The sequence below is a fragment of the Litorimonas sp. RW-G-Af-16 genome, assembly GCF_048319245.1.
Classification (GTDB): Bacteria; Pseudomonadota; Alphaproteobacteria; order Caulobacterales; family Maricaulaceae; genus Litorimonas.
In genome coordinates this window covers 1,368,026-1,390,102 of sequence record NZ_CP166993.1, presented here as the reverse complement: position 1 = coordinate 1,390,102, position 22,077 = coordinate 1,368,026, and the positions used below count along the sequence as shown (strand labels likewise).

At 53.4% G+C, this 22,077-nt stretch carries 25 protein-coding genes and 1 other RNA gene; 25 read left to right on the top strand and 1 reads right to left on the bottom strand.

The window, feature by feature from the left end:
- The first annotated feature begins 73 nt into the window (after window positions 1-73).
- The 9 genes from AB8615_RS07025 (at window position 74) to rnpB (ending at window position 5,769) form a co-directional block, all read left to right on the top strand.
- Entirely contained in the window at window positions 74-556 is a 483-nt protein-coding gene (locus AB8615_RS07025; protein ID WP_409431911.1) for a YybH family protein, read from the top strand.
- Between the two features lie 77 nt (window positions 557-633).
- Window positions 634-1,335, top strand: a complete 702-nt coding sequence (locus AB8615_RS07020; protein ID WP_409431910.1) for a TerB family tellurite resistance protein — start codon at window positions 634-636, stop codon at window positions 1,333-1,335.
- A gap of 63 nt (window positions 1,336-1,398) precedes the next feature.
- Window positions 1,399-1,773 carry a hypothetical protein gene (locus AB8615_RS07015; protein WP_418151986.1) on the top strand — a complete coding sequence of 125 codons (375 nt, stop codon included), beginning with the start codon at window positions 1,399-1,401 and terminating at the stop codon, window positions 1,771-1,773.
- Window positions 1,774-1,861: 88 nt separating this feature from the next.
- Window positions 1,862-2,443, top strand: coding sequence for a hypothetical protein (locus AB8615_RS07010; RefSeq protein WP_409431908.1), 582 nt, complete (start codon window positions 1,862-1,864; stop codon window positions 2,441-2,443).
- Window positions 2,444-2,641: 198 nt separating this feature from the next.
- Complete coding sequence (locus AB8615_RS07005; RefSeq protein WP_418151984.1) at window positions 2,642-3,382, top strand: DMT family transporter; 741 nt, start codon at window positions 2,642-2,644, stop codon at window positions 3,380-3,382.
- Window positions 3,383-3,811: a DUF1801 domain-containing protein gene (locus AB8615_RS07000; RefSeq protein WP_409431906.1), complete on the top strand. Its 429-nt coding sequence runs from the start codon at window positions 3,383-3,385 to the stop codon at window positions 3,809-3,811. It abuts the gene before it with no gap.
- Entirely contained in the window at window positions 3,808-4,527 is a 720-nt protein-coding gene (locus AB8615_RS06995) for an N-acetylmuramoyl-L-alanine amidase (RefSeq protein ID WP_409431905.1), read from the top strand. The genes AB8615_RS07000 and AB8615_RS06995 overlap by 4 nt, the downstream gene beginning before the upstream one ends.
- A 190-nt stretch (window positions 4,528-4,717) precedes the next feature.
- A complete protein-coding gene (locus tag AB8615_RS06990) occupies window positions 4,718-5,284 on the top strand; it encodes a type 1 glutamine amidotransferase domain-containing protein (protein WP_409431904.1) in 567 nt (188 codons plus the stop codon).
- A gap of 107 nt (window positions 5,285-5,391) precedes the next feature.
- Window positions 5,392-5,769: RNase P RNA component class A (gene rnpB, locus AB8615_RS06985), an RNA gene on the top strand.
- A 9-nt stretch (window positions 5,770-5,778) separates the two neighbouring features.
- Here the strand turns inward: rnpB and AB8615_RS06980 are convergent.
- Window positions 5,779-6,393: a DnaJ domain-containing protein gene (locus AB8615_RS06980; RefSeq protein ID WP_418151982.1), complete on the bottom strand. Its 615-nt coding sequence runs from the start codon at window positions 6,391-6,393 to the stop codon at window positions 5,779-5,781.
- A 427-nt stretch (window positions 6,394-6,820) separates the two neighbouring features.
- Here AB8615_RS06980 and AB8615_RS06975 point away from each other — a divergent pair, with 427 nt between their 5' ends.
- From AB8615_RS06975 to AB8615_RS06900, 16 genes are all read left to right on the top strand, one after another.
- The gene (locus AB8615_RS06975; RefSeq protein WP_409431902.1) at window positions 6,821-7,300 is read left to right on the top strand and encodes a division/cell wall cluster transcriptional repressor MraZ; all 480 of its coding nucleotides are present in this window, start codon (window positions 6,821-6,823) and stop codon (window positions 7,298-7,300) included.
- Window positions 7,297-8,280: a 16S rRNA (cytosine(1402)-N(4))-methyltransferase RsmH gene (gene rsmH, locus AB8615_RS06970; RefSeq protein WP_418151980.1), complete on the top strand. Its 984-nt coding sequence runs from the start codon at window positions 7,297-7,299 to the stop codon at window positions 8,278-8,280. Before AB8615_RS06975 ends, rsmH begins: the two co-directional genes overlap by 4 nt.
- On the top strand, window positions 8,277-8,636 hold the full coding sequence (gene ftsL, locus AB8615_RS06965; protein WP_409431900.1) for a cell division protein FtsL: 360 nt from the start codon (window positions 8,277-8,279) through the stop codon (window positions 8,634-8,636). Before rsmH ends, ftsL begins: the two co-directional genes overlap by 4 nt.
- On the top strand, window positions 8,633-10,372 hold the full coding sequence (locus AB8615_RS06960; protein ID WP_409431899.1) for a peptidoglycan D,D-transpeptidase FtsI family protein: 1,740 nt from the start codon (window positions 8,633-8,635) through the stop codon (window positions 10,370-10,372). Before ftsL ends, AB8615_RS06960 begins: the two co-directional genes overlap by 4 nt.
- A complete protein-coding gene (locus AB8615_RS06955) occupies window positions 10,369-11,808 on the top strand; it encodes a UDP-N-acetylmuramoyl-L-alanyl-D-glutamate--2,6-diaminopimelate ligase (RefSeq protein WP_409431898.1) in 1,440 nt (479 codons plus the stop codon). Before AB8615_RS06960 ends, AB8615_RS06955 begins: the two co-directional genes overlap by 4 nt.
- Window positions 11,801-13,165: a UDP-N-acetylmuramoyl-tripeptide--D-alanyl-D-alanine ligase gene (locus AB8615_RS06950; protein WP_409431897.1), complete on the top strand. Its 1,365-nt coding sequence runs from the start codon at window positions 11,801-11,803 to the stop codon at window positions 13,163-13,165. The genes AB8615_RS06955 and AB8615_RS06950 overlap by 8 nt, the downstream gene beginning before the upstream one ends.
- The gene (gene mraY / locus AB8615_RS06945; protein WP_409431896.1) at window positions 13,165-14,262 is read left to right on the top strand and encodes a phospho-N-acetylmuramoyl-pentapeptide-transferase; all 1,098 of its coding nucleotides are present in this window, start codon (window positions 13,165-13,167) and stop codon (window positions 14,260-14,262) included. Before AB8615_RS06950 ends, mraY begins: the two co-directional genes overlap by 1 nt.
- Before the next feature lie 4 nt (window positions 14,263-14,266).
- A complete protein-coding gene (gene murD, locus AB8615_RS06940) occupies window positions 14,267-15,712 on the top strand; it encodes a UDP-N-acetylmuramoyl-L-alanine--D-glutamate ligase (RefSeq protein WP_409431895.1) in 1,446 nt (481 codons plus the stop codon).
- Window positions 15,712-16,851: an FtsW/RodA/SpoVE family cell cycle protein gene (locus tag AB8615_RS06935; RefSeq protein WP_409431894.1), complete on the top strand. Its 1,140-nt coding sequence runs from the start codon at window positions 15,712-15,714 to the stop codon at window positions 16,849-16,851. Before murD ends, AB8615_RS06935 begins: the two co-directional genes overlap by 1 nt.
- A 4-nt stretch (window positions 16,852-16,855) precedes the next feature.
- Window positions 16,856-17,080, top strand: a complete 225-nt coding sequence (locus AB8615_RS06930; RefSeq protein WP_418151976.1) for a glycosyltransferase — start codon at window positions 16,856-16,858, stop codon at window positions 17,078-17,080.
- The gene (locus tag AB8615_RS06925; RefSeq protein WP_418151974.1) at window positions 17,071-17,544 is read left to right on the top strand and encodes a UDP-N-acetylglucosamine--N-acetylmuramyl-(pentapeptide) pyrophosphoryl-undecaprenol N-acetylglucosamine transferase; all 474 of its coding nucleotides are present in this window, start codon (window positions 17,071-17,073) and stop codon (window positions 17,542-17,544) included. Before AB8615_RS06930 ends, AB8615_RS06925 begins: the two co-directional genes overlap by 10 nt.
- On the top strand, window positions 17,448-17,930 hold the full coding sequence (locus tag AB8615_RS06920; protein ID WP_418151972.1) for a UDP-N-acetylglucosamine--N-acetylmuramyl-(pentapeptide) pyrophosphoryl-undecaprenol N-acetylglucosamine transferase: 483 nt from the start codon (window positions 17,448-17,450) through the stop codon (window positions 17,928-17,930). The genes AB8615_RS06925 and AB8615_RS06920 overlap by 97 nt, the downstream gene beginning before the upstream one ends.
- Window positions 17,931-18,030: 100 nt before the next feature.
- Window positions 18,031-19,368, top strand: coding sequence for a UDP-N-acetylmuramate--L-alanine ligase (gene murC / locus AB8615_RS06915; protein ID WP_409434074.1), 1,338 nt, complete (start codon window positions 18,031-18,033; stop codon window positions 19,366-19,368).
- On the top strand, window positions 19,365-20,276 hold the full coding sequence (murB, locus tag AB8615_RS06910) for a UDP-N-acetylmuramate dehydrogenase (protein WP_409431892.1): 912 nt from the start codon (window positions 19,365-19,367) through the stop codon (window positions 20,274-20,276). Before murC ends, murB begins: the two co-directional genes overlap by 4 nt.
- Window positions 20,273-21,208 carry a D-alanine--D-alanine ligase gene (locus AB8615_RS06905; protein WP_409431891.1) on the top strand — a complete coding sequence of 312 codons (936 nt, stop codon included), beginning with the start codon at window positions 20,273-20,275 and terminating at the stop codon, window positions 21,206-21,208. The genes murB and AB8615_RS06905 overlap by 4 nt, the downstream gene beginning before the upstream one ends.
- Entirely contained in the window at window positions 21,196-22,077 is an 882-nt protein-coding gene (locus tag AB8615_RS06900; RefSeq protein WP_409431890.1) for a cell division protein FtsQ/DivIB, read from the top strand. The genes AB8615_RS06905 and AB8615_RS06900 overlap by 13 nt, the downstream gene beginning before the upstream one ends.

Below are 22,077 nucleotides of genomic sequence, written 5' to 3'. Positions count from 1 at the left end.
TTACAAGCTTTGCGCTACGGCTCGGAATTTGTATTTAAGTGCAATGCTCAAATTATTTTAAAAGGCTCTTTCTATGCGTTCACCTCGTAATCTTATTATTTTTATGGTGTTGGGCTTATTGCTCGGTGCTGTGATCGGGTATTTGGCTGGAAATTTCAGGGCAGAGGTCCCTTCCTTTGATGCCGATAAACTGGAAACGGAGATCATCGCGACAATGGATGGTCAAGTCGCGGCGTGGAATTCTGGGGATATTGAGGGGTTCATGCAGGACTACATAAAGAGTCCGAAGCTGCGATTTGCGAGCAATGATCGCGTCACGCGCGGTTGGGTCACGACGATGGAGCGCTATCAAAGCGGCTATCCCGACCGTGCAACGATGGGTCAGTTATCGTTTTCAGACCGTGAAGTCAGCGTTATCTCGCCCACCGCGGCTGTTGTTTTTGGACGCTTCACCCTGACACGGGCGGAGGATGCGCCTACGGGGTTATTTACACTGGTGATGCGAAAGGCTGGGGATGATTGGCTGATCGTGAGCGATCACACATCGACGTCATAACTAGGCTCCGTATAACTTGGCCATTTGGTCGATATGAATAATTGATCTGAACGGTTGTTTCGGTCTAGTCGCGGGTTATGAATTTTTGGCAATCGCTAATGGGGGCGGGGGCGCGGTTATTTGGCCCGCCAATGCGCCCCGATCCGAACGGTGAGGCTGGCCCCATCGAACAAGCCGGTCTGGTCGCAGCGCTGGTTGCGCTGGGGGCGAAAATGGCCAAAGCGGACGGGCAAGTGCGCCAAGAAGACGTTGCCGCGTTTAAGCAAGTCTTCCGTCCTGACGCGCAAACAGAGGCCGCTGTCGGGCGGTTCTTTGATCTCGCGCGGCAGACAACACGCGGTTACGAGCATTATGCCCGTGTGGTTGCTAAGCGGTATCGCGCGCAACCTGCTGTCTTGGAAGACGTGCTGGACGGGCTGTTTCATATCGCGCTGGCTGACGGCATCGTCACAGATGACGAAGCGACATTTCTGCTGACGGTCAGTGATATTTTTGGCTTTTCAGAGCGAGAATTTGAGCGCATCCGCGCGACTCACACAGGGCAGGCGTCCACTGATCCCTATTTGATTCTCGGCGTAGATGAGGACATTTCAGACGCGGATTTGCGCCGTGCTTATCACCGCCAAGCTGCGGCCAATCATCCCGACCGTTTGATGGCGCGGGGCTTGCCGGCGGAACTCGCAGGGCTCGCAAACCATAAAATGGCAATGATTAATCGGGCTTACGCTGAAATTTGCGCGCAAAGAGCGAAGGCGAGGGCGCCGTTATCGCTCAAATGAATGTGACCGATTTGACATACAGAAGCTCTTGACGCCGCGGGCTTTAATCCCGACATTGGCTTTATGAGTAATACATATCGACTTCCTGGCAATCGTGGCGGCCTTTTGGGTCAGCTCACGCGCGTATTTTTTCTTGCTGTCGCGGCAGTCGGCGGCATTTTCATGCTGGCCTTTTCTGCCGCTTTCGCGTTGTTCGCCGTCGCGGGCATCGCTTTGTTGGGCTTTTTAGCATTTTGCGTATTTTGGGTGCGCGCTAAAATTTTAGGGCGACCTTTCGGCCCTAAGGCACAATTTGAAGCAGCGCGGCGCGATATGGAAGCGCAATTTCACGGCATGGATCTGAACATGGAACAAAATGGTCCGCGTGAAAATGGTGACGGCTCCCATTATCGACGCTCACCGCACGCCAGATGGTTGGTCTGTCGACGACTAGCTTAATGCGTGAATGTTTACGCTTCATTGACCTCAAACTTTAGCGAAATATTTTAGTCAAGCGCTTATCACATTCCCCGAATTGGGGGATTTCATGGGTAATTTTTTCACAAAAGTGATCATTTTCGCCGTCGCGGCACCAACATTTATTTATATGTCGGCCAAAAGCAAAGCGTCAGCGATGCAGGATTATAACATCTCCGAGGCAGAAGAGGCAGTCTTTAATACATGCCGTAGTGGTCTGACTATTCACGACATTCATTTTAGCGGCGGTGCTAGCGATGATAAAGGGTGTGCATGTTTGACAAAGCAGGCGTCCACTACTTTCTCGCCTAAACAATTTGCCATCACAGGCGATATTGTCTCGATCAAGCTCAGTATTGCGGAAAAACAAAAAGAGCTAAAGAACGAGAAGAAGGCCCAAGCGATTTACATGGACGCCATTCAAAAACTTGACGAAATTCAGGCGGAATCAAAGTTATCGGAACGCGATTTCTTCAAAGTATTGGATAAGACATCTGAATTCATCAAGCTTTGCGGTGATCGCAAGTCGCATACAGAGGAAAATGTATCCAAATGGGCGAATTATAGAACACGCGGCGTGCCACAAGAGCGACGCCAACAAGAGCGCCGCCAAGAAGCATCGGCCACGACTTTGCCAAGTTTGCGGAAATAGGCCTCTGCGCTCACCCACATTGTTTTTCCTTGCATGCGGAAAGGGGGTTGATATGCCCCCTACATGCGGACGCTGGACTTTATCACTCTTATGCTATGCTGCCTGTTTTGGGGCGGTAATTTCGTCGTCAGCGCGTGGGTACTAGGGTCATCGCCTGTGCCGCCATTCATGCTAGCGTTTGTATGAAGCGTCATTGTCTTGTGTTTCATGTTTCCGTTTCTGTTTCGAAAGCTTCCGCAAGGATGGCCCATTATGATGGTCGTTTGCGCCTGTGTCGGGCCGATCCATCTGGGCTTTCTCTATACAGGGTTGCAGACAGCCCCCGCGTCAGGCGGATCGATTGTCTCGCAAATGCTGATCCCTTTTGCGACCTTGTTATCGATCGTGTTCCTCAAAGAACGCATCGGCAAAGTGCGTGGTCTCGCCATCATTGGTGCGCTAATTGGTGTGATCGTCATGATTTACGAGACAGATGATGTGGCCTTTGATATTGGCCTAGTGTGGATTATCTGCGCCTATCTATCCCTAGCCGTGGGGTCGGTTTTGATGAAGTTTGTGGGCGATGTTGACTGGCGGCAATACGTCTTTTGGATGGCCGTCATGATCTTTATTTTCGCGGGGCCAATTTCACTTGTCTTTGAGAGTGGGCATGCTGAGATTTGGCAAAGCTCGAAATGGCCGCTTTTGATGGCAGCAGGCTATGCTGCCGTGTTTATTACGCTTTTTGCGCATGGTCAGTATTTCAATATTGTGCGCCGATACGAGGTTAGCCAAGTCGTGCCGCTCACGCTCATGACGACAGTCTTCGCTTGCATCTTGGGTGTCGTCATCTTGAAAGAAACGATCTATTTGCGTTACTATCTTGGCGCTGCCCTGATCTTGCCCTGTGTCTACATTATCGCACGAAGGCAGTCATTGCCCGTTGTCATGGAGGATTAAATGGCGAACAAGACGCAACCCAACGACTTAAAAGTCGCGGATTATTTAAACCAAATTTCTCCAGAGAGCCGCCAAGCTGACTGCCGTAAAATCCTAGAGATGATGCGCGATATATCGGGGTGGGAGCCGCGCATTTGGGGCAGCAAATTAGCAAATGGCATCGTGGGTTTCGGTGATTACCATTACAAATATGACAGCGGACGAGAGGGCGATTTCTTCCGCCTCGGTTTTGCTAATCGTGTGCAGAATATTTCCATCTACATTATGCCTGGCTATCAAGATTTCGAGGATGAGTTGGCTCGGCTCGGCAAGCATAAAATGGGGAAGTCTTGCCTTTACATCAAACGGCTGAGCGATATCGACGAGGGTGTCTTGCGAGATATTATGAAAAAAGGCCTCCGCCTTATGGCAGAAAAATACCCTCTATGAAAATCACCCAAACTCCCAGCCCGAACTTTGACGCGCGAACGCTGCCGATCAGCCTCCTGATCCTGCACTATACAGGTATGGAAAGCGGGGAGGCGGCCCTGGCTCGCATGTGCGATGCTGATGCCAAGGTTAGTGCGCATTATATGGTCGAGACGGATGGGCGCATTTTTCAACTCGTGGATGAGGAGAACCGCGCTTGGCATGCGGGCGTGTCTGAATGGGCGGGCGAAACGAATATCAATTCTGCAAGCATTGGGATCGAGATCGTCAATGGTGGTCATAATGTGCCGCTGGAGGACGGAAGCCTGCCGCCTTATCCTGATGTGCAAATCAATGCTGTCATCGCTTTGTCAAAGGCGGTCATGGCGCGGCATGGTTCACTGACCCTGCTGGGACATTCTGATATTGCGCCAGAGCGTAAAGATGATCCAGGAGAGCATTTCCCTTGGGCAGGACTGGCGGCGGCAGGGCTAGGGGCTTATCCCTCGGTTGAGGATGATCGACGGATATTATTCACGGCCGGCGAGCGGGATCGCGGCGTTTCAATCCTGCAAAGTGGGCTAGCGCATATCGGCTACGGGGCGCGTGTGACGGGCATTATGGATGCGCGGACAACGGCGATTGTCACAGCGCTGCAGCGTCGCTATCGCCAAGATCAAGTTGACGGGGTTGTTGATGTTATGACGATGGAAATCGTAAAGGCGCTTGTTAGCTGATTACTTTTTAAAATTCATACAAGCCTATGAATTATAATTGTTTTCTCGGAACGAATATAGAGGTTCGTGCATTGATATAGTAAGACGCCCACGCTTAGAGATAGTTTATCTGCCGCGGGCATCGCGATAAAAAATAGTTTCGCAGATCATGCGGAGCCGCGGTTTCATTAGAAACTACGGAGTTAAATTTATGACAAATTTAAACAATAAAAACATTCTATTCATTGCAACAAACGGTTTTCAGAAAGACGAACTATTTTCGCCCTATGACCGATTGTCAAAACAGGGTGCAACAGTTCACCTCGCTTCATTTGATACGGACCCCATCTCAGCTGGAGAAGGCGACGACCGATCAATCACGCCAGACATGACGTTTGAGCAGGCCAAGGTATCGGATTATGACGCGCTCATTATTCCAGGCGGACTAGCCAATCCCGACAAATTGCGCACGAGCAAAGAGGCGGTCAAATTGGTGAAAGAATTTGATGATAATAACAAAATCATCGCCGCAATCTGCCATGGTCCATGGTTATTAGCTGAAGCGGATATTCTCAAAGGTCGTGACGTCACCTCATACGCGTCAATTAAGACCGACCTAAAGAATGCAGGCGCCAACTGGCACGATAAAGACGTTGTCACGAGTGATGGCCTCATCACAAGCCGTTCGCCGGAAGATTTGGAAGCCTTCAACCGTAAAATCATTGATATGATTGAGGAAGGCAAATACACGCGCCAAGATATGAAGCGCGCCGCCTAAATCACAAATTTAACTTTTCAGCCTCTGACATCGTCAGAGGCTTTTTTGTGTCTTGGTTTTGAACTTTCTTTTGACATTTGCTGGCTAGAGGCGCTTTAAGCGTAGTGTCAGAGGGTCGGGCGATCGCGGGGCATATGTGGTAACACACACGCTCCGAGGAAAGTCCGGGCTCCCATGTATGCAGGATGCCGGATAACGTCCGGCGGATCGACTCGCGTCGGTTCAGGGACAGTGCCACAGAAAGAAAACTACCCTCGTTCGCGAGGGAAAAGCTGAAAGGGTGCGGTAAGAGCGCACCGCGCCAATCGCAAGTGCGGCGGCAAGGTAAACCCCATCCGGAGCAAAACCAAATAGGGACGACGCTGCGCGCTACATCGTGGTCGTCCGGGTTGGTTGCTAGAGACTGTCAGCAATGACCGTCCAAGATGAATGATCGCCTCTCACTTTGGTGAGAACAGAACCCGGCTTACAGACCCTCTGACACTTTTATGCGACTACTTATACAGATATGCGTAAGCGGCATTGATCTGCTTCATTCGTTCTTGAGCCATCTTGAGCGCTTGAACGGATACGCCTTTAGACATCAATTTATCGGGGTGATAGCGCTTCACTAGATTGCGGTATGCCGCTTTGATCTCTGTCCGGCTGGAAGGGTCAACCAGTCCCAATGCTTTAAGAGACACGTCGCGCTCAGACAGAGTTTGGCGCGGCTTAGTTTTTTGACGCGATTGTGAAGAGCGCTTCGTGCCTTCATATTCGTCAGAGTTGCCATAATCGCGACTATATGAACTTGAGTCCCAACGCTCTTTGTGTCGGCGGCGACTAAATTCTTCATAGCTCTCAGGGGAGAGCCGTGATGATTGACTGTCATAGTGAGGCTTAGCTTCTGTGCCTTGGGTAAACCAATCTAAGAATGGCTCGCGCCCCAGCATCCCAACAATGATCGATAGGAACAATATAAACATCCGCTCATAATCAATATTTTGAACGATAGAGAACTCAAGAGAGGTTTTGCTTTCCTGCCCCAATATCGTGGGGTCAATAAGAATGCAGGGCATAGCCAGTAGGGTAAAAAAACAGAGCAGAACCGTCTCAGTGTTTGTTTCCATACCTATACCAAATGGTATCTCGACCCGACTTAGTAAATCCATCCCACCGATCGTGAGACCCAAAAATATACAACAGAGTATCAGCAGAACATCCATGCTTTTAAATTAGCAAAAATTGATAAAAATAGTGTTGTCGCCAATTTCAATGATGGCTCACGATTAGAGGCTTCATCTTGAATCAATGAATTCTCAAGTGGGGCAGGCTGTCCCAATACGCGAATTTTTGATCCCCGATTTCATCCTCAAGCTTAATCCCATGTTAAGTCACTGTTATTAAACAAAAATAGAGAGTTATCCACAGCCGTACTTCCGCCATACCCTCCTGCAAGATTATGGTAAATTTCCTATAAATAGGCATTGTGTCCCATAAAATCCCATGCTATCCCATAATTAGGGTAGTGAAGGGCGCTACTTTGAGGGGACTACTATGTTTTTGTCGAGCGCGACGAACGCACTGGATGCGAAGGGGCGGGTATCCGTGCCTGCGGATTTTCGGTCCGTCGTTGCTGGCAGCGAGTTTGACGGTATCATCGTCTGGCCCAGCTTTGACGGGGCCTATCTCGAAGGTGGCGGGATCGATCTTCTCAAAGAATATCAGCGCTCCCTCGAAACTCTTGATTATTACGACGAAGGCCGCATCGCGTTGCAACGTGCAATTTTTGCTGAAAGTCGTCGCTTGCCATTCGATAGTGGTGGCCGCGTTTCCCTTCCCAAAGATCTCCATGAATATGCGGGCTTAAACGGCAAGGTGACATTCGTCGGCTTGGGGCGTCGGTTCGAAATTTGGTCGCCTAAAGCGCATGCCGAGCGCACGGAGAATATCCGAAAGTTGGCGCGTGAAAATCGTCATCGTCTTCGCCCAGTGTCAGTGCCAGACGGGTCTTTGCCATCGGGAGGGCTCAAGTGAAGCATTATCCCGTCATGCTCCCCGAAGTCCTGACCGCTCTTGCGATGCAAGACGGTGAGGTCTGCGTCGACGGCACATTCGGGAATGGCGGTTATAGTGAGGCTATTTTGAACGCAGCAGTTTGCAATGTCATCGGGCTGGATCGTGATCCAAATGTCGCGCCGCGGGCAGAAAGTCTGACGACTAAATATGAGGGTCGTTTCCGCTTAATCGAGACTCCGTTCTCCAAAATGGACCAGATTGATTTGCCACCTGTTGATGCAGTTGTGCTCGATATTGGTGTCTCCTCCATGCAGCTTGACCAAGCCGAGCGCGGTTTTTCATTCATGCGCGAGGGGCCGCTGGATATGCGTATGGGGCAAACTGGCCCGACAGCCGCAGACGCGGTGGCGCATTTATCCGTAGAAGAACTCACCCGCATTTTCCAAACCTACGGCGAAGAAAAGCGCGCTCGCCATATTGCCAATCATATTCAAACCGCGCGGGAGGCTGGCGCGATTGCGACCACTACGCAACTCGCCGATATTATCGAAGGGGCGATTGGTCGACGCGGTAAAACGCATCCCGCCACTCGTGCCTTTCAAGCGCTTCGTATTTTCATCAATGACGAATTGGGGGAGTTATATCGTGCGCTTTGCGCCGCCGAAAACATTCTCAAGCCTGGCGGGCGTTTGGTAGTTGTGACGTTTCATTCTCTTGAAGATCGCATCGTTAAGCAATTTTTCCGTGAACGGTCTGGAGAGATTGAGGGAGGGTCGCGCTATGCGCCAGAGATTATTCGGACAGGCTCAGCGCCGACATTTGATCTGCCGAAGAGATCTGTGACCAAGCCAAGCAAAACTGAAATCGCTGACAATGCAAGGTCTCGCTCTGCCAAATTACGTTTGGCTGTTCGCACGGACGCGGCACCGATGGAGGCGAGCGATATGGCCGCGAATGATCGCCTACCAACTCTGGCTGGGTTGGAGGCGCGGCTATGAGCGTGCGGTATGTTGATCAGCGCCGCGCGGCCAAACGCCTGTCATGGGTTCTGTTATTTGCGATCGGGGTCGCGATGACCGTGTCACTTTATTATGTGAAAACGCGCGCCCAAAACGCAAAGAACGACGTGCGGCAGCTAGAGCGGTCTATTGCGCAAGAAACGGCAGCTATCAAAGTTTTGGAGGCTGAGTTGGCCTTTCTGTCAGGGCCAGAGCGCTTGTCTGACTTAAGTGCTAAAGCGCTCGGGCTTGCTCCAATAGTGCCAGAGCAAACGCGTGACTTGTCAGATATTTCGGAATTGTTTCCTTTGCGCGAGGTCGTCGCAGAGGGCGAGAATGTGGAGGCCGCGCAATGATACGCCGTGCCTATAAATCTCGCCAACCTGTTCATGTTGCACCACAAGCCGCGCCGCAGAGTTTTTCTGACACGCGGCGTATGACGGTTCAAGACGACGAATTTCTGGCTGTCAGTGAAGGGCGCATCCGTATTCGGATCGGCGTTGTGGCGTTCTTGTTCATGCTCGGGATTGTATTGTTGCGCCTCGCTGAAATCGCTTTATTGTCGCCGCAAGATCATCGCAAATTTCTACCGCAAGCGATCACGAAGGTTCGTGCGGATATGACGGACCGTAATGGGGAGTTGCTGGCGACCACGCTTACGACCTACTCGCTTTATGCCGAGCCGCGCCGTGTGTGGAACCCGCGAGAAACCGCTCAATCGCTGGCCGCGATCCGTCCGAACTTAAATGTGAGAGAGTTGGAGGCGAAACTGGATACAGATCGCGCTTTTGTCTGGCTGGAGCGTGGCTTGACACCGAAAGAACGTCAGGCTGTTTTTGAGCTAGGCATGCCAGGTCTTGATTTCCGTTCAGAACCCAAGCGCGTCTATCCGCGCGGTCAGTTGGCCAGTCATTATATTGGTTTCACAGATGTTGACATGATCGGTGTGGCGGGCAGTGAGCGCGCTTTCGAAGATCGCCTCAAGGGCGACAATGCGCCAGATGTCGCGCTCGCCCTTGACATGCGTGTGCAATTTGCTGTGGCAGACGAGCTGCAAAAATCCGTCGATAAATTTAGCGCGGACTCTGGTGCGGCCGTTGTTATGGACATCAAGTCGGGCGAGTTAATTGCGCTGGTATCTGTGCCGAATTTCGACCCGAATAACCCGGGCGCAACATCGCCCGAAACTCGCTTTAATCACGCCTCAATGTCGACCTATGACTTGGGTTCAGTCTTTAAGCCTCTAACGATGGCGATGGCGCTAGAAGACGGTGTTGCTAATCAAACCGAGTTGTTTCCTGTGCAAAAGCCTTATCGCGTTTTAAATAAATATATCCGTGACGATCATCCTTCAGATGTGCCGCTGAATATGGCGGGCGTCTTGGCGGAAAGCTCTAATCGCGGCACTGCTATGTTGGCGCAACGTATCGGTGCAGACAGCCAGAAAGCGCACTTACGCAATCTAGGTCTGCTAGATCGTGTGCCTGTTGAGCTAGCTGAAAGTGCGCGTCCGCAGGTGCAGCGGCGTTGGGGCGAAATGGCAACGGTGACTGTGTCTTATGGACATGGTTTGGCGGTTAGTCCGCTATCGCTGACAGCCGCTATCGGCGCTTTGCTCAATGACGGTTTGTATGTTGCACCCACAGTTCTGCGCCGCGATGCGCTCAACCCCGTCGAAACGAAGCGCGTCTTTCGACAAGAGACGTCAGATGCTCTCCGCCATATGATGCGCCAGGTTGTGACTGAGGGGACGGGGCGTAAGGCTAATATTCCTGGCTTTGGTGTGATGGGAAAAACCGGTACAGCGGAGAAGCCCGCCAATGGCGGCTATGATCAAAAGCGGTTGGTGACGTCATTTGTCGCGGCCTTTCCGCATTCAGATCCCCGCTACGCCATGATCGTGACGCTCGACGAGCCGCAAGCGATTGAGGGTACATATGGTTATGCGACGGCGGGCTGGAACGCGGCCCCGACGGCGGGCCAAGTCATTGCGCGGATCGGCCCGATGCTACCTGGCGCGCGAGACATAGTCGAGACTGCCAACGTAATAGACAGCGAGACAGGGCGTCTACAGCGGGAGGCGCTGCGGTGATCACGCAACACACACTCAATAGCCTTTTCGGCATTTACGATATGAGCCCCGTGACAGGCGTGACTTGCGATAGTCGCCAAGTTCAGCCGGGCATGATTTTTGCTGCTCTGCCAGGGACAGTGTTGGACGGACGCAAGTTCATCGATAGTGCGATTGAAAAAGGTGCCGTTGCAATCCTCACGACCACTGGAGTGGAAGCGAGCGTGCCTGTCATTACGTCTGACGAGCCTCGCTTGGAATATGCCAAGCTTTGCGCCACACTTTTTTCGCGCCAACCTGCCACGATCGTGGCTATGACTGGAACGAACGGCAAAAGCTCGACGGTGGAATTTCTGCGTCAAATTTGGGCGCATGCTGGGAAGTCGGCAGCGTGTTTCGGGACGCTTGGTATCGAGGCGCCCAGCGGCTACCGCCCCCTGACTCACACAACGCCAGATGCACTCTCGCTGCACAAAACCCTCGATGAATTAGCTGAAGAGGGCGTGACCCACGCCGCCATGGAGGCTAGCTCTCACGGCTTGATGCAATATCGATTGGACGCGGTAAAAGTGACTGCGGCAGGGTTTTCTAATCTGACGCAAGATCATTTCGACTACCACCCGACGATGACGCATTACTTCAATGCAAAAGCGCGATTATTCACAGAGCTGACCCCCGCAAATGCGCCTGTTGTGATTAATACGAATGATGAATACGGACAGAAACTGGTGGAGATGTGTAGAGCGCGCGGGCAGACGGTCACACAGATCGGCTGGTCGGGCGCAGATATTCGCATTGATGAGCTTATGCCGCGCGCCGCCAGTCAGATGATGACACTGATTATTCACGGCGAACGCCACACGGTTGAACTGCCGCTGGCGGGAGAGTTTCAGGCGCTCAATGCTGTGGCGGCCCTCGCGCTGGCGATGGTCACAGGTGTTTCTAAAGATGAAGCGCTCGCGGGGCTGGAAGCGCTGACGGGTGTCGCGGGTCGAATGGAGCGGGCAGGGCAGACGAAAGACGGTGCGCCGATATTTGTTGATTTTGCGCACACTGAAGACGGTTTGGACAAACTGCTACGTTCTGTGCGGCCTCACACGATGGGCAAGATTGTGATTGTCTTTGGGTGCGGCGGGGATCGTGATCCTGACAAGCGGGCCAAGATGGGTCGCGTTGCAGCAAAACTCGCGGATGAGGTTATTGTGACGGATGACAACCCGCGCACAGAAGACGCATCAAGTATTCGTAAGGCCGTTCTAGTTGGCTGTCCTGACGCAACTGAAATTGGCGATCGGGCGGCAGCGATTGCTGAGGGTATCGCGCGGCTTGGGCCTCAAGACTGCCTGGTCGTGGCAGGCAAGGGGCATGAGCGCGGGCAGATAATTGGCGATCAAATTATACCCTTTTCCGATGTTGAAGAAGTCCGTAAGGCTTTGAAGGCAGGCAAGCATGACTAAGCCGCTATGGACATCGGCGGCGATTGCGACTGCGACTGGCGGTAAGGCGTCTGCTGACTTTGACGTCACAGGCGTGTCGATTGATAGCCGGTCACTGGAGAAAGGCGATTTGTTCGTGCCGCTCAAAGATGTGCGCGATGGCCATGAATTTATCGCGGGCGCCATAAGTAATGGTGCGGCGGGAACGCTCTCTGAAATCGCCACAGATGCCCCGCATATTCGCGTTGACGACACACTCCAAGCACTTCGGGATATGGGCCGAGCGCGATGTGAGGCTTCAGATGCTTTGCGCATTGCCGTGACAGGCAGTGTCGGGAAAACCTCCGTCAAAGAAGCGCTAGCGGTCATGTTTTATAAATTCGAAAATACACACAAGTCATTGAAATCATATAATAATCATTGGGGCGTTCCGCTCACAATGGCGCGGATGTCAGAAGATACGCGTTTCGGTATTTTCGAAGCAGGTATGAATCATGCAGGCGAATTATCTGATCTCTCCGCTCTGCTTCAACCTAATATCGCGTTGATCACGACAGTCGCGCCCGCGCACTTGGCGCACTTTAAAAATGTCGAAGCTATCGCAGATGCAAAGTCCGAGATCATGGAAGGTTTGACGGAGGGCGGCGTGCTGATCCTCAATGCGGACAACGCCTATACGCCGCAAATTAAAGCGCGCGCAGATCAGCTCGGCAAACGTGTCATCACCTTTGGCCGTGCGGATGATTGCGATGTTGTTATTGTCACTGCGCAGACCCACGAACACGGCAGCAATACACGCCTGCGAATTAATCAGCAGCAGATTGATGTCACTTTGCTAGTGCCGGGCGAACATTGGATTGAAAACGGTGCGGCCTGTATGGCAGTCGCCCACGCAGCGGGTGTCGATCTTCGCAAGGCCGCTATGGCACTGCGTTCTGTTCGCGCCGAAGCGGGCCGCGGCGCAGTTCATTCTGTGACAGTCGACGGTAAATCGATCACGATCATCGATGAAAGCTATAACGCCAACCCAACCTCTATGCGAGCCGCCATCAATGTGTTGTCGCTCAAGCCGGGTCGGAAGCTGGCAGTCTTGGGCGATATGTTTGAACTCGGCGCAGATGAGTTGGCTATGCACGCACGTCTCACCGAACCACTCGAAGCAGCAGGCGTTGCACGCGTCATCACAGTTGGCGAAACCATGCGCGCGCTAAAGGGGGCTTTGCCGCAAGCGATGCGCAGCAGCTGGGCCAATGATTGGTCCGAAGCGCTGTCCGCTCTCAAACAAGAATTACAAGACGGCGATGTCGTTTTGATCAAGGCGTCCAACTCCATGGGATTGGGGAAAGTCGTCACTGCGCTCACAGGGGAAACTGCCTAATGCTTTACGAATGGCTCACGCGATATGCTGATGATTTTCAGATATTTAATTTATTTAATTACATCACCTTTCGGGTGGGCGGCGCGTTAATGACATCCATGTTGGTGGCGTTCATTCTCGGCCCGCGCATGATTAATTTGCTACGCTCCAAACAGGGGAAGGGGCAGCCAATTCGCGAAGACGGTCCCGAAGGCCACATTATCCAAAAAGCTGGCACGCCGACGATGGGCGGGTTATTGATCCTCCTCTCTGTCATGATTTCGACACTGCTATGGGCAGACCTCACCAATCCGTTTCTCTGGACGGTCGTGTTGGTCACGGCGGGTTATGGATTGATTGGGTTTTATGATGATTATCTAAAAGTCTCTCGGCAGAACCCGAAGGGCTTTAGCGGTAAGATTAAATTAGTGCTGGAATTCGGTATTGCGGCAGTCGCCTGCTGGGTGCTGACCAATGCGTTCCCGCAAACCGCAGATAACTTCCAGACTGGCCTCGCTATTCCGTTTATCAAAGATTTCACGCTCAACTTAGGGGTTTTCTTTATTCCTTTCGGCATGTTCGTGATTGTTGGTGCATCGAACGCTGTGAACCTCACGGACGGATTGGACGGCCTTGCGATTGTGCCTGTTATGATCGCCTGTATGAGTCTCGCTTTCATCGCTTACCTCGTTGGAAACGCCGTGTTTTCAGGCTATCTCGGTGTGCCATTTGTGCCGGGCAGTGCGGAGATTTGTATTTTCCTCGGTGCGATCATTGGCGCGAGCCTCGGCTTCCTTTGGTATAATGCCCCGCCCGCTATGGTGTTTATGGGCGACACAGGGTCACTGGCTTTGGGCGGCGCATTGGGGTCAACGGCTGTCGCGATTAAGCACGAAATTGTGCTGGCAATTATTGGCGGGCTGTTTGTCTTGGAGGCCGTATCGGTCATCGTGCAAGTCGCTAGTTTTAAGCTCACAGGGAAGCGCGTCTTCCGCATGGCGCCCATCCACCATCACTTCGAGAAAAAAGGCTGGGCTGAACCCACCATCGTTATTCGCTTCTGGATCATCGCGATTATCCTCGCCTTGATCGGACTATCAACTCTGAAATTGCGTTAGATTTATGATCAAAGCTGAGACATTCAAAGGGCAGAACATCGCGGTCTTCGGGCTGGGGCGAACGGGCGTGTCGGCTGCGCTCTCGCTACAGGCTGGCGGCGCAATGGTGTCGGCTTGGGATGATCGCAGCGCAGGGCGGGACGAAGCGGCCAAGGCGGGCGTGTCCATAGTTGATCTGACGGCGGCAGATTGGGACGCCTTTGATGCGCTCGTCCTATCCCCCGGTGTGCCAGATAATTTACCCAAACCGCACTGGAGCGCAGAGCGGGCGAAAGCCTCGAACACGCCGATCATCTGCGACATCGAAATCTTTGCCCGCGAAGTCGCTGCGCGCCCTGAAGCCGCGCGTCCGAAGATTGTTGCGATTACAGGAACAAACGGCAAATCAACAACAACGTCCCTAATTGGGCATATTCTGAAAGCTTGTGGGAAAGATGCGCAGATCGGCGGGAATATTGGCCGGGGTGTCCTTGATCTCGACCGTATGCATGCTGGCACATACTACGTGATCGAGCTATCAAGCTATCAGCTAGAGCGTACACAATCGCTTCGTGCCAATGCCGCCGTTTTCCTCAATCTCTCGCCAGATCATCTGGATCGTCATGGCACGCTCGAAGATTACGGCCTCGCTAAACAGAACATATTTGCGAACCAGACAGATGCCGACACGGTCGTGATCGGGGTCGACGATGATTACGGCACGGAACTCTGCTCTATGTTGAAAGCGAAGAATGGTCGCCGCATTGTACCAATTTCCGCGCGCCGCTCCCTTGGGCACGGCGTGTCTGTGCTGGACGGGACGCTGCATAGTAATTTGGGCAAGCGGGCGATGAAGGTCTGTGACCTGCGGAAAGCGAAGACGTTGGAAGGCCTGCATAATTGGCAAAATGCTGCCGCCGCCTTTGCGGCTGTGCAATCGCTTGGTCTGCCGGATAAAGCAATCGGCGATGCCATTCAAAGCTTCCCAGGGCTAGCACACCGCATGGAAACGATTGGTCAAGTCGGCAAAGTTCGCTTCGTCAATGATAGCAAGGCGACCAATGCTGACGCCGCACGGCAGGCGCTCGCGAGTTATGATAATATCTATTGGATCGCGGGCGGCGTCGAGAAAGAGGGTGGGATCACACCCTTGCTCGACCTCATGCCGCGCGTGAGCAAGGCTTATTTGGTCGGCAAGTCAGCGCCAAAATTCTCAAAAGTTCTAAAAAAAGCATCTGTTAATTTCAAAGTCTCAGGGCAGCTTGATATGGCCGTCATGTGCGCCGCGCGTGATGCGCTGCAAAGCGATCAACCCAATCCGATTGTGCTGCTGTCGCCAGCCTGCGCTTCATTTGATCAATTTAAGGATTTCGAAAGACGCGGGCAGGCATTCCGAGAGTCAGTTGAAACGCTGATTCGTCTGTTCGAGGCGGAAAAAGCCAAGAAAGCGAACACAGAAAGCGCCGCCTAATGGTCGTTCAAACCATGTCATCCCGATCAGAGCGCACCCTGTTAGGGGAGTGGTGGCGGAGTATTGACCAAGTGCAGTTGACGCTGCTGATCTGCTTGCTTGGCGCAGGCTTGATTCTGTCTATGGCTTCATCGCCAGCGGCGGCGGCGCGGCTGGACTATGCTAATCCTTTCTTCTTTCTATATCGCCACCTCGTTTTTGTTGCGATGGGATTGGGCGGCGCAATCTTTCTGTCACTTATGGATGTGCGCAATGCTCGGCGCATTGGTGTCTTGGCCTTGCTCGGGTCCATAGGCGTGATGGTTGTCCTCCCGATCATTGGGTTTGAGGTCAAAGGCGCGGTACGTTGGGTGCGCCTTGGGCCACTGTCTTTGCAACCCTCGGAGTTTGCTAAGCCCGCCTTTATCGTGTTTGCAGCATGGATGTTCTCGGTCAAAAAGCGGGAGCCGCGTGTGCCGGCTGTGCCGATTGTATTTGCCGTCTATCTTGGCCTGATCGCGCTATTGATTACGCAGCCAGATTTTGGGCAGAGCTTTCTGCTGACGCTATGTTTTGCGGCGGTGTTTTTCTTTGCGGGATTGTCACTCGGTTGGGTGCTGTTTATGCTAGGCGTGTCTGTCCTCGGCGCTGTTGCGGCTTACACAGCCTTGCCGCATGTGCGTTCGCGCGTTGAGGCCTTCATGTCCCCGAACACCGCCGATAGCTACCAGACTGACAAAGCGCTGGAAGCCATAAGTAGTGGCGGCTTTTTTGGGCGGGGGCCAGGTGGCGGCGATGTGAAATATAGTCTGCCAGATGGTCACACAGACTTTATTTTTGCAGTGACGGTGGAGGAATTTGGTTTCCTGATCTCTGCGCTACTCATCATCATGCTCGCGACATTTGTAGCCCGCGCTTTCTCCAATGCTTTGCGCCTCAATGACTATTTTTGCCAGCTAGCAACAGCGGGATTGGCTACGATGATCGGGATGCAAATGATCATCAATTTATTCGTGAACTTGAATATGGCACCCTCCAAAGGCATGACCCTGCCGTTCTTATCTTACGGTGGATCGTCTATGCTCGCGCTCTGTTTTGCAGCGGGTTTGATCTTGGCCTTCACGCGCCGGCGCCCCGGCGCATACGCCTACGGACGCTAAGGCTATGCCGAGACTACTCCTGGCAGCGGGCGGCACAGGCGGGCATATGTTCCCGGCGCAAGCGCTGGCCGAAACCTTGAAAGCTCGCGGTTGGGACATTGCCATGATGACCGATGCGCGGGGACAAAAGCATACGGGTAAAATTCCCGCAGATCCCATCATTCAAGTCAAAGCCGCCTCAATCTCCCCCGCAGACCCGTCGCTGCCATTAGCGGCGTCATGCAATTAGCGGCGGGCGTGAGGGCGGCCAAACTATTTATCCGCGAGTGGCAGCCAGACGTCGTTATCGGCTTCGGTGGCTACCCCGCTTTCCCCGCCATGCGTGCGGCGCAGAGCCTGAACATTCCGACGATCATTCATGAACAAAATGCCGTGCTGGGGCGCGTCAACCGTGTCTTTGCTGCCAAGGCTTTGCACGTGGCTTGCGGTTTTGCTGATCTCGCGAAATGTCCGAAGGGCGCCAATATCACGACCATAGGCAACCCGCTACGGCAGCAGATCATTGACGCTATACCCACGACTTACCAAGCGCCCACAGATCGTATCAATCTGCTGATTGTGGGGGGAGCCTTGGGGCGAAAATTATTTCCGAAACTATGCCTGCGGCGATTGCATTGCTACCGCCCAAAATGCGAGCGAAGCTGCACGTTATTCAACAGACCCGCCCAGAATACCAAGACGCGGCAAAAGTGATTTACAAAGAGGCTGGCGTCACGGCGACGTGCGAAACATTCTTTTCCAATATCGAAGACCACTTGGCGGCCGCGCATTTCGTTGTCGGGCGGGCGGGGGCTCTGTCCGTGTCGGAAATCGCTGTTATGGGGAAGCCGTCACTGCTGGTGCCATTGGGCATTGCGATGGATGATCATCAAACGGCCAATGCAAAGTCACTCGCGCGGCTTAATGCTGCCGATATTCTGACAGAATCCGAGTTTACGCCAGAGCGTGTGAAAACTACTCTGGAGGGACGATTAAATGATTCGACTTGGCTCACGACCGCCGCCGCTGCTGCCCGTGCCGCAGGGCGTCAGGACGCGGCAGAGGCCCTCGCTCATTTGGTCATCAACGCAGCCGCATAAGGGCAAACCATTGACGAAATCAGAGTTACAACGCGCGCAAGCGACCCAAGTGCCATTCGATATAGGCCCAATCCACTTTATCGGGATCGGCGGCATTGGCATGTCTGGGATCGCCGAAGTGCTGCTGAATTTGGGCTATGCCGTCCAGGGTTCCGACATGCGCGAGAGCGCCAATACCGAGCGCCTAAAAGCGCGCGGCGCGACGATTTTCATTGGTCAGAAAAAAGGCCAAATCGACGGAGCCGCTGCGATCGTCATGTCATCTGCGATCAAGCCCGATAATACGGAGCTGGTCGAGGCACGGGCGAAATCAATTCCCGTCGTTCGACGTGCAGAGATGCTGGCAGAACTCATGCGGTTGAAATCAGCCATCGCGGTGGGCGGCACGCACGGCAAGACAACGACAACCACGATGATTGCAGCGCTCCTCGAGGGCGGCGGGCTTGACCCGACGGTGATCAATGGCGGGATTATTAATGCTTATGGCTCCAATGCCAAACTCGGCATGGGCGAATGGATGGTGGTCGAGGCCGACGAGTCCGATGGGTCGTTCCTTAAACTATTCCCAACTGTTGCTGTTGTTACCAATATTGATCCCGAGCATATGGAGCATTACGGCGAGTTCGATACGCTTCGTGCGGCTTTTGATAACTTCATCGAGAACCTCCCATTTTACGGCTTTGGCGTGTTGTGTATCGACCATCCCGAAGTTCAAGCGCTGGTCAGTCGTGTCACGGATCGCCGCATTGTGACTTACGGTTTCAACCCGCAAGCTGACGTGCGGGCAGAGAATTTGCATCCTGAAACAGGTGGCACCCGCTTTGATGTGGTCTTCAGCAATATTGATGGTGTGGAAGATACTTGGAAGGGACTGTTCCTGCCCATGGCTGGCAAGCACAACACGCAAAATGTCCTCTCCGCGATTGCGGTCTCCCGCGAATTGGGATTAAGCGAGGCGGAAGTGCGCGCTGGGCTTGATAGTTTTGGCGGCGTGAAGCGTCGCTTTACGCACGTTGGGAATTGGCAAGGCATTGATATTATCGATGATTATGGCCACCATCCCGTCGAGATCGCCGCTGTTCTCCAAGCGGCACGACAGGTCTGCACGGGTCGTGTCCATGCAGTGATGCAACCGCATAGATACTCGCGCTTGCGGGATTTGTTCGAAGACTTCTCGACCTGTTTTAACGATGCTGATTATGTTTATATTGCAGATGTTTACGCTGCTGGTGAAACGCCCATTGAGGGTTTCAGCGCGCCATCGCTCGTCAAGAGCCTGACGTCGCACGGGCATAAATCCGCGTCGCTCACCAGCAAAACGTCACTCGCCGCAGACCTCAAACCGCATTTGGAAAAAGACGACCTCATCGTCTGCCTCGGCGCGGGGGACATCACCTATTGGGCCGCGGACTTGGCGAAGGCTCTCGAAGCCGTATGAGCTTGATCGGCCGCCTCCCATCCGTTCGCGGTAAGCTGTCCGCAAATGTGCCGCTTGCGCCTTATACATGGTTGCGGGTTGGCGGCCCTGCGGAGGCGTTGTTTATGCCAAAGGACGAAGCGGACCTCGCGCATTTCCTGTCCTCGACGCCCGCAGACATTCCTGTGACCATTCTCGGTGTGGCGAGCAATGCCTTGGTGCGGGACGGCGGTGTCAAAGGGGTGGTTGTGCGGCTTGGCCCAGCTTTTGGGCAGGTAACAACGGACGGTTTGCGAGTCACGGCGGGCGCAGCAGCGCTTGATAACAAAGTTGCCAAGGTGGCGGCCAAAGCAGGGATAGCTGGCTTGGAGTTTTACGCGGGTATTCCTGGTACTATCGGCGGAGCATTGCGAATGAACGCAGGGTGCTACGGTACTGAAACTAAAGACGTTTTGGTAGAAGCTGTGGCGCTGGACCGTCGCGGGCGGCGTTGCGTTATGTCTCTTGCGGAACTTGGCTATACCTATCGGCATTGCGCGGCCCCCGAGGATTTGATCTTTGTGTCTGCGACGTATGAAGGGACAGCAGATGAACCCGCAGCGATCCAATCCCGCATGGACGAGATCACCGCGCGTCGTGAAGAGAGCCAGCCTATCCGAGAAAAGACAGGCGGTAGCACGTTCAAAAACCCCGATCAGAGACAGTCGGGAGGGCGCGGCGCGTGGCAAGTAATTGACGCTGCTGGCGGACGCGGTTTCCGTGTGGGCGGCGCACAGATGAGCGAAAAACACTGCAATTTCATGATCAATGCCGACAATGCGAGTGCGGCAGACTTGGAGCAGCTCGGCGAAACGATCCGCGAAAAAGTGAAAGCGAGCGAGGGAGTTGATCTGGATTGGGAAGTTAAACGCATCGGAGAGCGAGCATGAAACATGTAGCCGTTTTGATGGGCGGGATGAGTTCGGAGCGTGAGGTCTCTCTGATCTCTGGCACGGCCTGTGCGATTGCACTGCGCAATGAAGGCTTTGAAGTCACGGAAATCGACGTGACCCATTTGCTCTGGGAACAGCTATCATTCGCACAACCCGACATTATTTTTAACGCGCTTCACGGGGATTGGGGCGAGGATGGTCGGGTGCAGGGCGTGCTGGATATGTTCAGCAAACCTTATACACATTCTGGCGTTATGGCATCGGCGCTGGCGATGGATAAACATCGCGCGAAACATGTGTTGAAAGCCGTTGGGATTACCGTGCCTGAGGGCGGGCTGTATGACCGTATGGCAGTATCAAAATCTCATCCGATTGACCCGCCTTATGTGGTCAAACCAAATGGACAAGGGTCATCCAAATCCGTCTATATTATAAACGGCGATGACGCAGACCAGCGCGCGGCGATTGCGGCGGACACAGAGATGGGCGACCAAGTCGTTGTTGAACAATATATCCCAGGACGCGAACTGACTGTATCCGTGCAAGGAGATCGTGCGCTCTGCGTCACTGAAATCATCGCGGCCGAGAGCGAATCTGGCTGGTATGACTATGACGCGAAATACGGAGAGGGCGCTGCGCGTCATCAATGCCCCGCTGATATTCCCAATTATGTGCGGGATTTGTGCCTGAAATGGGCAGTCGAGGCGCATGAAGCCCTCGGCTGCAAGGGCGTATCCCGCTCTGACTTCAGATTTAATGATAAAAATTGCACAGAATCGAATGTGGTAAACAAAATCGTAATGCTTGAACTCAATACTCAACCTGGAATGACTCCGACGTCGCTTGTGCCTGAACAGGCCGCGTATGTTGGAATGACGTTTGACCAGCTTTGTCGCTGGATGGTTGAGGATGCTTCATGGCCGCGGTAAAAAAACGCAACACTTACAAAACTGGTCCCGTTCGTCGGGTTAGCCCCCTTAAGCCCGGACTGCGCGGCGCGCGGAATTGGGCCTCGGCACAGGTGCGTGCGGCGGGGCATACGCGTCGCGGGTTTGTGAAATTCACAGCCTCGGTCTTGGCGCTATTGCTGCTCGTCGTTTACTTCGCGCTTTGGATCGGTGGATTTCTGCCGCAGGTCAAACAAGGCGTCGCTGATTTTAAACAAGAGCGTCTGATGGCGATGGGCTTTGTGGTCGAGCAGATTGACGTGATGGGCGAGGGGCGTTTGAATGAACGGGATGTCCGCGCGGTGATCGGTATTTACCCTGGCGATTACTTCTTTGGTGCAGACCTAAAGGCCGCGCAGGAAAATACAGAAAGCCTCGCTTGGGTGGACCGCGCAGTTGTGCGTCGCCTCTGGCCAAATCGCGTAGTGGTGCAGCTTGTTGAGGTGGAACCTTATGCGCTGTGGCAGCGGGACGGAAAGTTTGCATTGGTCAGTGCGGATGGGTCTGTAGTCTCGTCATTAGAAGACGCGCCGAACATGCCCGCTGGGATGAAAGTTATCATCGGCGATGATGCTCCGCGCCATGCAGCGGACTTTCATCAAGAGTTGCAAGACTTCCCAAATCTTTGGGCACGCACCGAGAGCATGACTTACTTGCGCGACGGTCGCTGGGACTTACACCTGACAAGTGGAACGGTTGTAAAGCTGCCGGTAAAAGATCGCCACATCGCACTGTTCCGCCTGACGCAGCTACAAAACCAAGAGCAGATTCTTGATCGGGAAATCAGTGTGATTGATATGCGTCTTGGTGATCGTTTAACTCTAGCCCCCAAATTAGAACAGGACGCCTAA

Excerpts from the sequence above, each read along its gene's own strand:
- AB8615_RS07025 (WP_409431911.1), top strand. The coding sequence starts at position 74 with ATGCGTTCACCTCGTAATCTTATTATTTTTATGGTGTTGGGCTTATTG.
- AB8615_RS07020 (WP_409431910.1), top strand. The coding sequence starts at position 634 with ATGAATTTTTGGCAATCGCTAATGGGGGCGGGGGCGCGGTTATTTGGC.
- AB8615_RS07015 (WP_418151986.1), top strand. The coding sequence starts at position 1,399 with ATGAGTAATACATATCGACTTCCTGGCAATCGTGGCGGCCTTTTGGGT.
- AB8615_RS07010 (WP_409431908.1), top strand. The coding sequence starts at position 1,862 with ATGGGTAATTTTTTCACAAAAGTGATCATTTTCGCCGTCGCGGCACCA.
- AB8615_RS07000 (WP_409431906.1), top strand. The coding sequence starts at position 3,383 with ATGGCGAACAAGACGCAACCCAACGACTTAAAAGTCGCGGATTATTTA.
- AB8615_RS06995 (WP_409431905.1), top strand. The coding sequence starts at position 3,808 with ATGAAAATCACCCAAACTCCCAGCCCGAACTTTGACGCGCGAACGCTG.
- AB8615_RS06990 (WP_409431904.1), top strand. The coding sequence starts at position 4,718 with ATGACAAATTTAAACAATAAAAACATTCTATTCATTGCAACAAACGGT.
- AB8615_RS06980 (WP_418151982.1), bottom strand. The coding sequence starts at position 6,393 with ATGGAAACAAACACTGAGACGGTTCTGCTCTGTTTTTTTACCCTACTG.
- AB8615_RS06975 (WP_409431902.1), top strand. The coding sequence starts at position 6,821 with ATGTTTTTGTCGAGCGCGACGAACGCACTGGATGCGAAGGGGCGGGTA.
- ftsL (WP_409431900.1), top strand. The coding sequence starts at position 8,277 with ATGAGCGTGCGGTATGTTGATCAGCGCCGCGCGGCCAAACGCCTGTCA.
- AB8615_RS06960 (WP_409431899.1), top strand. The coding sequence starts at position 8,633 with ATGATACGCCGTGCCTATAAATCTCGCCAACCTGTTCATGTTGCACCA.
- AB8615_RS06950 (WP_409431897.1), top strand. The coding sequence starts at position 11,801 with ATGACTAAGCCGCTATGGACATCGGCGGCGATTGCGACTGCGACTGGC.
- mraY (WP_409431896.1), top strand. The coding sequence starts at position 13,165 with ATGCTTTACGAATGGCTCACGCGATATGCTGATGATTTTCAGATATTT.
- murD (WP_409431895.1), top strand. The coding sequence starts at position 14,267 with ATGATCAAAGCTGAGACATTCAAAGGGCAGAACATCGCGGTCTTCGGG.
- AB8615_RS06935 (WP_409431894.1), top strand. The coding sequence starts at position 15,712 with ATGGTCGTTCAAACCATGTCATCCCGATCAGAGCGCACCCTGTTAGGG.
- AB8615_RS06930 (WP_418151976.1), top strand. The coding sequence starts at position 16,856 with ATGCCGAGACTACTCCTGGCAGCGGGCGGCACAGGCGGGCATATGTTC.
- AB8615_RS06925 (WP_418151974.1), top strand. The coding sequence starts at position 17,071 with ATGCAATTAGCGGCGGGCGTGAGGGCGGCCAAACTATTTATCCGCGAG.
- AB8615_RS06920 (WP_418151972.1), top strand. The coding sequence starts at position 17,448 with ATGCCTGCGGCGATTGCATTGCTACCGCCCAAAATGCGAGCGAAGCTG.
- murC (WP_409434074.1), top strand. The coding sequence starts at position 18,031 with ATGTCTGGGATCGCCGAAGTGCTGCTGAATTTGGGCTATGCCGTCCAG.
- murB (WP_409431892.1), top strand. The coding sequence starts at position 19,365 with ATGAGCTTGATCGGCCGCCTCCCATCCGTTCGCGGTAAGCTGTCCGCA.
- AB8615_RS06905 (WP_409431891.1), top strand. The coding sequence starts at position 20,273 with ATGAAACATGTAGCCGTTTTGATGGGCGGGATGAGTTCGGAGCGTGAG.
- AB8615_RS06900 (WP_409431890.1), top strand. The coding sequence starts at position 21,196 with ATGGCCGCGGTAAAAAAACGCAACACTTACAAAACTGGTCCCGTTCGT.